9 protein-coding genes and 1 riboswitch are annotated in these 9,972 nt (G+C 45.9%); of the genes, 2 read left to right on the top strand and 7 right to left on the bottom strand.

The features are described 5' to 3' along the window. Positions 1-662: putative beta-lysine N-acetyltransferase (locus B3W37_RS08980; protein WP_483175458.1), on the bottom strand; the 662-nt coding region annotated here is incomplete at its 3' end. Positions 663-673: 11 nt separating this feature from the next. Then, the gene (gene kamA, locus B3W37_RS08975; protein WP_483175466.1) at positions 674-1,939 is read right to left on the bottom strand and encodes a lysine 2,3-aminomutase; all 1,266 of its coding nucleotides are present in this window, start codon (positions 1,937-1,939) and stop codon (positions 674-676) included. Positions 1,940-2,038: 99 nt separating this feature from the next. Next, positions 2,039-2,184: riboswitch (cyclic di-AMP (ydaO/yuaA leader) on the bottom strand. A 284-nt stretch (positions 2,185-2,468) separates the two neighbouring features. Here kamA and B3W37_RS08970 point away from each other — a divergent pair. Next, positions 2,469-3,143: a DUF3298 and DUF4163 domain-containing protein gene (locus B3W37_RS08970; RefSeq protein ID WP_483175456.1), complete on the top strand. Its 675-nt coding sequence runs from the start codon at positions 2,469-2,471 to the stop codon at positions 3,141-3,143. Between the two features lie 288 nt (positions 3,144-3,431). Here the strand turns inward: B3W37_RS08970 and B3W37_RS08965 are convergent, their stop codons facing one another. The 3 genes from B3W37_RS08965 to B3W37_RS08955 form a co-directional block, all read right to left on the bottom strand. Next, positions 3,432-4,181 carry a MerR family transcriptional regulator gene (locus B3W37_RS08965; RefSeq protein ID WP_483175455.1) on the bottom strand — a complete coding sequence of 250 codons (750 nt, stop codon included), beginning with the start codon at positions 4,179-4,181 and terminating at the stop codon, positions 3,432-3,434. 46 nt (positions 4,182-4,227) lie between these two features. Beyond that, complete coding sequence (locus B3W37_RS08960) at positions 4,228-5,454, bottom strand: M28 family peptidase (protein WP_483175454.1); 1,227 nt, start codon at positions 5,452-5,454, stop codon at positions 4,228-4,230. 513 nt (positions 5,455-5,967) lie between these two features. Beyond that, positions 5,968-7,083: a helix-turn-helix domain-containing protein gene (locus B3W37_RS08955; protein WP_483175453.1), complete on the bottom strand. Its 1,116-nt coding sequence runs from the start codon at positions 7,081-7,083 to the stop codon at positions 5,968-5,970. A 207-nt stretch (positions 7,084-7,290) separates the two neighbouring features. Here B3W37_RS08955 and B3W37_RS08950 point away from each other — a divergent pair, with 207 nt between their 5' ends. Next, complete coding sequence (locus tag B3W37_RS08950; protein WP_483175452.1) at positions 7,291-8,211, top strand: MBL fold metallo-hydrolase; 921 nt, start codon at positions 7,291-7,293, stop codon at positions 8,209-8,211. Between the two features lie 475 nt (positions 8,212-8,686). Here B3W37_RS08950 and B3W37_RS08945 read toward each other — a convergent pair whose 3' ends face one another. After that, positions 8,687-9,526, bottom strand: a complete 840-nt coding sequence (locus tag B3W37_RS08945; RefSeq protein WP_483175451.1) for an LptM family lipoprotein — start codon at positions 9,524-9,526, stop codon at positions 8,687-8,689. A gap of 152 nt (positions 9,527-9,678) precedes the next feature. Continuing rightward, positions 9,679-9,972 (bottom strand): hypothetical protein (locus tag B3W37_RS08940; protein ID WP_483175450.1); only part of this gene is annotated, 294 nt, incomplete at its 5' end.

Here is a 9,972-nt window from a genome sequence, read left to right as displayed (position 1 = left end):
GTAGCGAAATCGGTCATTTCTGCATTTAGCTGGGCGCGGTTTATCTCTGCCGAGGAAGCCGCGATCAGGTCTTGGTTATGCCAAGCCGTTATATAGTAAGTACTTGCCTGCACCATGGTGGACTCCAGAAAAACAGGATCGAAAATCGGAAAAGGGTAAGTGGTAAAAACCTGGCTGTATAAATTGGCCAATGCAACCCTATGTTTTCTTTCTCCCCATTTAATTTGGATACCGTGGGGAAGTTTGCGTTTGATAGCTGGGGTCTCAACCCTGCCAATCAGTTTATCAACCAATTTCTTACTGGTGGCGTTCGACGGTATTTGTCTCTGCTTACCAAGATATCGGGCAAAAATAAGAGCTGGTTCCTTACCTCTAAAGTAACCGGGAACATATGCTTCTAACCTCATTCCGGCAATTGTAAAGGCAGTATGATATTGGGCTTTTGATTTGAGCCATATCTTGTCGAGGGCATTTTCGGAAGCCTTTTTGTCCAGGGTTTTCACCATCTCAACCGCAGCACTGTCGCGGCTTAGATGAAATTCATAAACGGTTATCCTTTTATTATATGGCGATATCAGAATATGACAATTGAAATCATGAGTCTTTATATCTTCCCAACGATCTAAATACAGACTTTCATTATTTGTTGTGCTAAGTGACATGAGCTTATCCTTTAGGAGCTTTTATTGCGAGCATGACGCCGGTTGCCTTCCGGGATCAGACTGACAACCTGGTTATTCTGGTCAAGCAGCTTTTGCACGCCGACTGGTTCATTTTTCACATGGCGATCTTCACATAATTTACAGGTGGGAGAACAACAGCCATCAGGGTTTTGAGGTTCCTTATAGACAGATATGACACCTTCATAATTACGCAAAACCGTTTTGGTATTGGTCATTGATAGCTGATAGTTAGGCCTAACCGGAATTTTCCCTCCTCCTCCCGGTGCGTCCACGACGAAAGAAGGTACTGCAAATCCAGAAGTATGTCCAATTAAAGATTCCATAATTTCTATCCCTTTAGCCACAGGAGTGCGAAAATGTTCAATTCCACGGGATAAATCACATTGGTAAAGATAATAGGGACGAACCCGGTTTTTTACCAGAAGATGTGACAACTTCTTTATAATTATCGGGCAGTCGTTGACTCCTTTTAATAAAACGGTCTGATTGCCCAGCGGAATACCAGCATCGGCCAGCTTGGCCAGGGCTTCTGTGGCTTCAGGAGTAAACTCATGCGGATGATTAAAATGAGTGTTGATCCATATGGGATGATATTTTTTGAGCATTTTCACCAGATCATCAGTGATACGTTGCGGCATAACCACCGGTGTGCGGGTTCCGATGCGAATTACCTGTACATGCGGAATTTCCCTTACCTTACGTATGATTCGTTCCAAACGGCTGGTAGACAGTATAAAGGGATCTCCTCCGGACAACAGTACATCCCGTATTTCCGGATGAGCTTTAATATACTCAATACCCAGAATAATATTTTGATCGACTATGGAACTGTTGCTATCTCCTACCTTGCGTTTGCGGGTACAATGGCGACAGTACATGGAACACTCGTTAGTTACTATTAAGAGCACTCGATCGGGGTAGCGGTGAGTCAAGCCAGGGACAGGTGAGTCAGCGTCTTCATGTAAGGGGTCATCCATATCGCAGTTACTCATAATAAGCTCCTGTTTACTAGGGATAGACTGCATGCGAATGGGACACCTGGGGTCATTCTTGTTAATCAAAGATGCATAATAAGGTGTAATGGCCATAGGGAAAATATCGCTGGCCATTTTTATATCCATTAGCTTTTCAGCGGGCAAAATTAAATTTTTAGCCAGCATATCGGTTGATTGAATACGGTTTTTCATTTGCCATCTCCAATCTGACCAATCTTCTCTGGATTGAATAGATAAAATTTGAGTTTTCAAAATCCTTATACCTCCTCTTATTACTCACAGATCGATTTTAAGGAAGAATAAAAAGGTAATATAAAAACAAAGTTGGCCGGAATCAATCCGGCCAACGATATATTGCCCAATTCTTCCCTTGCACGCCTACGAGGTTAGCTGACGGGTTCGGGCTAAGGGTAGCCCTACCATTTGATATGTTCTCATCTCAAACAGATTAACCCCAATTATTGGTTCCCCCGCTCTTCTCTCAGAAGATTCGGCGATTTTGAAGTAGTTTAATACGCTAAGCTATTAAATTATAGATATATTGTATATTATTATTACTTTTTTTGTAAAACGGCAAGCTGGACTGTGTAGGGAATTATTATGGAGTATCTTTGAGTTATAGCTTTATAAGGAGTTCGCAAGCTTTCATCTCCCCAATATTTGCCATTTAGAGGGTGCCAGGGAGTTTAAAAAGGAGGGGGATGTCAAGAGAACCATTTCACGGCGGTTATCGTTTACAGATAGTCACCAAATGTAACATCAGCCAATAACTTATCATGAGGTGATAATAGTGAAAAAATCGATACCTTTTAACACTATGGTACTTACGGAAGAGATGAAATACGAAGGTGTCACTGTCTTAAACTATCGAATTGAATATCCTGAGTTTGTTGCAGATAACTACCCAAAGAGCATTAAAACTGTAAACCAGTTCTACAAAAGCAACGCCCTGGCACTGCAAAACAATTTCCGTACCAAGCTTTACCAAATGGCAGTTGACCAGTATCTGGATGATATCAATAACGGATTCCCGGTGCGAGTGTTCGAGGCCCTACAGACCTTCGCATTAACTTATAACCAAGCTTGCATTATCAGTTCATATTTCGACAATTACCAGTACACCGGCGGAGCCCACGGTTTAACAAATAGGACTTCTCAAACCTGGAATCTAAGAACCGGGCGAATCTTAAAACTCAGGGAATTGTATAAGTGTTCCGCTAATTATAAAACGTATATTAAGAATAAAATCATTGAGCAAATAAAGGAAAACCCCGACATCTATTTTGAAAATTATGAAGAGCTGGTAGATCAGACCTTCAATGTAAATAGCTTTTACGTCACCCCGTCAGGAGTGGTAGTCTATTTTCAGCAATACGATATTGCCCCCTATGCCAGTGGTATCAGGGAGTTTTTATTGCCCTACAACAAATGCATAATGGATCCCCTCAAAAAGTGCAAAAAATAGCACCTAACCAGGGGGACGGTTCGAGACCACTGAAAAAGTAGGTAAAAAGATATTAAGAGCAAGGATTGATTGGGATTGCCGCGCTACGCTCGCAATGACACTAGAAAGCTTTCCTTGCACCCTGCGGGTACTACTGGTGTTCGCTGTCGCTCACTATTAAGGTTGCGAGCGTAGCGCGGCAATCTCTACACTCTAACCGAAAGTTTTACCAACGGTCACTAGTATAATTTACACATACTCTAACGGAATTTTTGGTATTTTTTCAGTGGTCTCGAACCGTCCCCCTAGTTACCCCTGGTTATTCCCATCATGATTTGCTTCGATGAAATCCATTATCCTCTTGGCTCTATCATAGTGTCCATCTAGATACTCCAGGAAAAGATCGGTCACATAGAAAAAATCGGTATCATTATCAGGTAGAGATAAAAGCAAAGAAGGCTTTTCAGTAAGGTTTTCCTCATCGCCAAAGACCCGCAGTAGAGAACTGATGGTATACCCGCAGTTTCTAAGCAGCCGAATCACTCTGATTTTTTCCATGTCCCATGCGGAAAAGAGCAATTGGTTTCGGTCGTTCCGGACGACAGAGAACAAGCCGTTGCGCTCCCAGTTCCGTAAGGTATCCAGAGAAACGCCGATATCGTCAGCAGCCCGCCGTCTGCCAGTCACTGCCAGCTGATTCTTATCGCCGGTCTTTTGTTCAAACCATTTATCCAGTATGCTCAGAGCTTCAGTGGCCCGGGCTTTTTCATGTTCCACTCGATCCATGTACTCGCGGGCTAGTAAAAGTGCGCCGGCAATGTTTTTTGAGGCAAACTCCCTGACCATCGTCTGTACTATCTGGCCTGGCAGGGGATAAGGCCCAGGCAGGGCCGTCCTGGCTAGTTTCATCTGCTGGAGGTGTTCATCCGTAAAGACACGGTAGTTGTTGTCCCGGCGCTGGGCAGGGGCTATGAAGCCCCATTTCTCATAAAGACGAACGGTATTGGGATGAACACCTGAAAGCTCTGCTATTTGTTTGGTGGAGTAGGTCTTAGCCAAGAAGGTCCCACCGCTTTCATTAATCACATTTTTATGGGTCACATGATCAGCTTCCGGTCAGCAGGTTCAGCCGGTCTATTAGTTCACGTAGACTCAGGGCTACTCCAGCCAGGATATTTGTATCCACTCCATCAATGGTATCCTGATCGGTGTGGGCCACGGTCGTCAAGATCTCCTGGATCGCTTCAGTGGTCAATGCCACAGCCGGCACTCCGTTCATGGCAAGTGTCATATGGTCACCGGAATACCAGGGATCAACCGGCAGATATTTGTTTTGATCCCTAAAAGTGCTATTTAAGATCTGTTGTATCTCCTCGCTGGCATGGAAATGGCAGAAGCTGGTCCGGCTGCCCCGGGCACCTGCCCCATCGGAATTGACCACCATGAGGATCTCTCCCAATCGATCCCGGTTGTCCTCCAGGTAACGCATTCCCCCAGGGTAGGAATAATAGTCTTCACCGTTGATCACCAGCAATTCTATACTGTATTTGCCGGCATAATCCCGCAATTGATCGGCCAGGGCCAGCAAAAGGCAGATGCCTCCGGCGTTGTCGATTGCTCCCGGAGTATCCTTTTTAGTGTCGATGTGGGCACAGAAGACTATGCGTTCACTGGTTTTGCCTTTTACGGTCCCGATGATGTTATGAGCTTGCGAGGGAATGCGCCGTGATTCCATACTAAGAAAGATTTCATCCCCCAATTGTGCCTTTATCCGATCCCCTGCTGCTTCGTCTACATAACACGAGGGTATCAGAAAATCTCCGTCTTCGATCAAGGGAAACGGGCACAATGCCCTGGTCGCATTAGGGTTGCAGCCAGTTACGGCAATTATAGCTAAAGGGTTTTTTTCTTCCAACAAAGCGATGATCTGCTGGTGGTGTTCCGGGTTGTAGAATACGAAATTCTTGGGGGCCAGTTGTTCTTTGCATAATTCGCCGTGTAAAACCAGGATATGATCAGCAGCGTCAGTGTTGGCTAATTCGTCTATGGTTGAAGCCATCTTAAATGGAGCGGTGATCTGAAATGATTCATTATAGGGACCGACAAAGGCCCCAACGGCCTCGCCACCGACTTTTAGGGTAATATTACCGTACTCCCAATCCAGGCATTTGAGCGGAATCATCACGGTATCTGCTATTGTTGCAGCCATCCGCCCGAAGGTATAGCTGACTGCCCGTTGGTTTTGTTCACTGCCGGGATGGCGGTCACCGATAGTCACACACAGTTCGGTAAGATCTCGGGTGATCTGTTCTCTTAAACAATTATAATCCATAATTACCCCCTTATTTTCTCTAGTTTAATAAACCTAAGATTCTCTCTCAGGTGGAGCCTGCAGGTCTCCGTTTCGGTTCAATTCTAACTCTTGAACTGGGGAGTGGTGTATAAATGGAGGGTTTGTTGTATCAACCAGCATTATAACCTTCCAGATGCAAAATCTCTTTATAATACTATTAGATTCCATTATTATTGAGACAACTACAAAATATGGAGGACTTACAACCAGCTGTGCTGCCCAATTGGAGGTCGAATCAGTAATGCCCCACTACCCCTTCGCATTTAACTTCCTGCCTGATTTTGAAGCCTGGGGAAAAAGACTTCGGGAATAACTAGCGATTAAGAGTACAAAGCAAGGTTTGTACAAATAAAAACAACAAGGACGTTTTATGCGTCCTTGTTGTTGTATTAAGCGTTCATCAGCAGGCAAAAATTTACCGATTATTTTTTGTTGGGCCTTCGCTTAATTAGCAGCAATTTCTCGATATCTGGGAATAGTGATGTGCTGTTTTCACACACCCAACTTGGTTTTCAATTTCTTCAGCAGCTGTTTAAACTTTTCCTCTTCATGAAGCGGCGCGAAACCCGGATTTGCCTCGAGGGTCATGATGAAATTGTTCTTGACCGTCATGTCATCGATGGGGGCATTGGAGCCGATGGTAATATTTTCCTCCAGCCACTGATCCACCTGATCGAAATATTTATTCCCTTTCTGTTTCAGCGGATACTCCAGCCCGCTGACGATGTTCACATATTCTTCTAATGCCTGTAAAGCTTTTTCCGGTGCCTGCTGCAGCAAATACCCCTGGGCAGCAGTGATATGGATGCCGTAGACCGCATTGGTCAAAATATCCTGCATCTGAAAAGCCTCGATCAGCTGTTTTCCCTGGTTATAGATCTGCTCAAACCGTTCCGGTTCGGTCATGTGCAGAGAAAGATAATTGGTCAGCAGGGTCAAGGTTTCGATTACATTCTGAAAAAGCATGATCTGGTTGACTTTATGGGCTTCCTCGTTTTCTCCCAGCATTTGATGGGCCATGATAAGCATGACATCATCGCCGCTGTATGGGATCAATTGATCATCCAGCAAACGGATCACTTCCGGGATATTTCCCAAGGCCATCTGGGCCATGGCTTCCATGGAATTGGCACTCTTGGCATCGCGGATGCTGTCTGATTCTTCTTTTACCCTCTGACTCAGGGCAATGCTTTGCAGCAGCATGGCTTCTTTGGTTTCCGCTTCGGGTGTTAAGGCTGCGTGATTTAAAAACAACTGGATCATGGCCAGCAGCAGCGGAAAACAGGAATAGTATTTTTTGATGATCTGCTCGCACTGCTCCCGCACTTCTTCAAAGGGCTTAACGGCAAAATCATGGGAAAGCTGGTGGTATAGTTTTTTGATATCTTCACTGGTCAATTGGGGCGAATACCCCAGGAGTTCATCCACTGAAACATTAAAATAGGTAGCCAGCTCCGGCAGCATTAATATATCGGGATAACTTAGTCCAGACTCCCATTTGGAGACCGACGCTTTGGTGACGCCTAGATATTCTGCCAGTTTTTCCTGGGTTATTCCTTTTTCTCTTCGCTTCTGAACGATGCATTTACCGATATTTAGTTTATACATTTTTATCACCTCCACTATTATTGTATCCAGGGATGTATTTTCTGACGATGGATTTGTAGTTGACTTTGGTTGAAAAAGTTTACTGGCAGGAAACATGTAATTCACTCTGCAGCTTATCTGCTATAATGAGAAACAGTGAGAAATGACAGCAGTTCAGACCAGGCAGCGAAAAACGCCGATATGACAGCTTCTGTGGGGGGTTAAGAAATGATCATAGATAAGATTGGGCATATACAAAATAATTTCTATTATCTGGGGTTTATAGAATGTCCCATTTTCCTGCTGGATGGACCGGAACCGGTCATTTTTGATGCGGGGGTCACCTGCGCGGGAAAGATCTATGTGGAAGCCATCCGTTCTATTCTGGGCCAAAGGCAGCCGGCCTGGCTTTGCATCACCCATGTCCATTGGGATCATTGCGGAACTGCAGCCTACTTGCAAAAAGCCTTCCCGGAAATGAAGATCGCTGCCACATCCGCAGCGGCCAATATTTTGCAGCGCCCCAATGCGCTTTCATTAATCAACAAACTGAACCAGGGCACCCTGGAGCAGATACTGTCGACCCCGGGGCTGGATCCTTCCCTGCTGAATATGGAGCCTTTTGCGCCTTTTAAGATCGATAGGGAACTGGCAGACGGGCTGACGATTGAAATCGGGGGCACCACCTTGCAGGTGCTGGCTACCCCTGGTCATACCCAGGATCACCACAGTTTTTACCTGCCCCATGAAAAAATTCTCATTGCCGGAGAAGCGGCCGGTGTTTTCTATAGTCATAACGTGGTTTCACCTGAATTTACTTCTGACTACGATGCTTATTTAGCTTCCCTAAAACGCATTGCCTCTCTGCCGGTAGAGATATTGGCCCAGGGCCACTATTATATTCTGGCTGGCGAGGAAGAGATCCGCACCTTTTTTGCCAACTCCATCAAAGAGACCATCAGTTTCAAAGACCGGGTCATGGAACTTCTTAATGAAGAGAATGGTAACCTGGAAAGGGTCATAAACACGATGAAGGCGGAACGCTATGATGCGGTCCCGGACCTGAAGCAGCCGGAGGTCACTTATCTGATCAATTTACGAGCCAAGGTCGCCCACCTGGCCGGAAAGCGGCAGCTGCTAACCGGATAGCTATAGGTTGGTTGGTTTGGGGACAGGGCAGATTGTGCAGAAGAACTTAGTATGGTTAAATAAAATCCTGCTGTGTAACCATAAGCACACGGTCCCATTCGATAATCAACCTGCTGCATTATACAATTACATCCAGGCAGCAACAATCGGAGGAATGGAAATGGACACCTTGCTGGACATTCTTAAGATATGTGAAAATCGATACGCAGTCGGCTGAGGATTCGGCTGTGCATCCCAGTACGCCCGGGCAGATGGAATAATGGACACAAGGGGATGGTTTGGGGTGCCCCCCCAACCGCCCCCTTGTGTTGCCCCTAATTTCCGCAATTACTACAAAACGTCAGCCCGCATGTTCCCATCCCCCAGGGGGAGTAATCGATATGTCCGTACCGTCAGTCTCGCCGTTTCCTTCGCCGGAATTAGAACCGGATTCTACAGTTTCTGTGCTGTCAATATATTTTCACTGCTACGCTGGCTAAAAATCTTTTCCGTTCAGCTTCCCGGTAAATTCTCCATTTGCAATGGTGAACCAGTGAGTAGCGCCTCCAATAAAGGATTGGGGGTCTGGAATGCTGCCAAGAATGGAGTCTGGTTCAGAAGACACGTTGTCAAACCTGGCACAGGTACCATTGGTTCCGGCAAAGATGAGCCGATAGGTGCACAGTCCGTATACTGCATCAAATTTATCCATATCTACCACTGCCTCATAGTGATACTGGGCCGCATACCCGTCGGGCGTCTTGCTGTATTCAAACACCATGTCCAGAGCGCCGTCTTTATACCCTTCCAGCCGCAGCGAATCGGCCTTGGCATCGTACCTGACTTTGATCTCCAACGCGCTTCCCTGAGGATCAGTCCCCTTTAACAGGTAGCCCCCCTTTTCATCATAAGTAAGAACCACATCTTCCGCCCAGCCCGCGTCGAGCATGCCGGTCTCCATGGCTGCGTCAAATTTGCCCATGCTCACTTGGGACTGACCCAGGAAGCTCAAAGGGAGAAGATAGTTCAGGTTTTTCAGTTCCAGGGGCATGGCCATGCTCTGATGAACCGATACGATTTCATGGTCATCGCTTTGCTTGTTTATATGTTTGTTGAAATCACCCCAGGCATCGTCATAAGCCTCATAGCTTACACAGACGATGCCTTGGCCGTCAGAGGCATTCTCGGGCGCGGGCGCCTGTTCTGACAAGGTTTGCTGCGATTTGGCCTGCTCACTGTCAACCGCTTTGTCCTGTGCTGTTTCGCTCTTACCGCCGCAGCCCGCAAGCGACAGGAGCATTATTAGTATTAAAGTCAACGCAAATAGTTTTTTCATGAATGTTCCTCCACTTCGCAATTACTTTTTCTTTACTCCCTTCCAATTCGTCCAATGGTCATCGCCAGTATAGTGATACCGCCCGGCAAAAGACTTTTTTCATACTTACATTCCTCCTCCCTATTGTCTCTCGAAAACTTGAGAGCATTGGTTCACGGCATAAACACTATCACGCCGTGGGTGATTTTAGCATCATCGGCCGGAACAGGAAAAATAACGACCCTATTGAAACGGTCAGGCTCCGCCTCGCTTTGCTTCGTGATTCCTGAAAACATGGAAAACGGGTTCTTTAAGTCCTCTAAAAAGAAGGTATTCCCGGCAAAGACCCCCCTGACCGCGGCAGCCAGTTGTATATCGTTGATCTTGTGTTGAAGAATGCGTGCGGCTCCTTTTTCCGGATACATAACCCGCGTTTTTATTTCTGCCGCAAAAGCCTTATTTGTCAT

The organism is Syntrophomonas sp. UBA5494 (genome assembly GCF_002426325.1).
The sequence above is the reverse complement of the archived record's forward strand: the minus strand, read 5'-3'. Positions and strand labels throughout refer to the sequence as shown.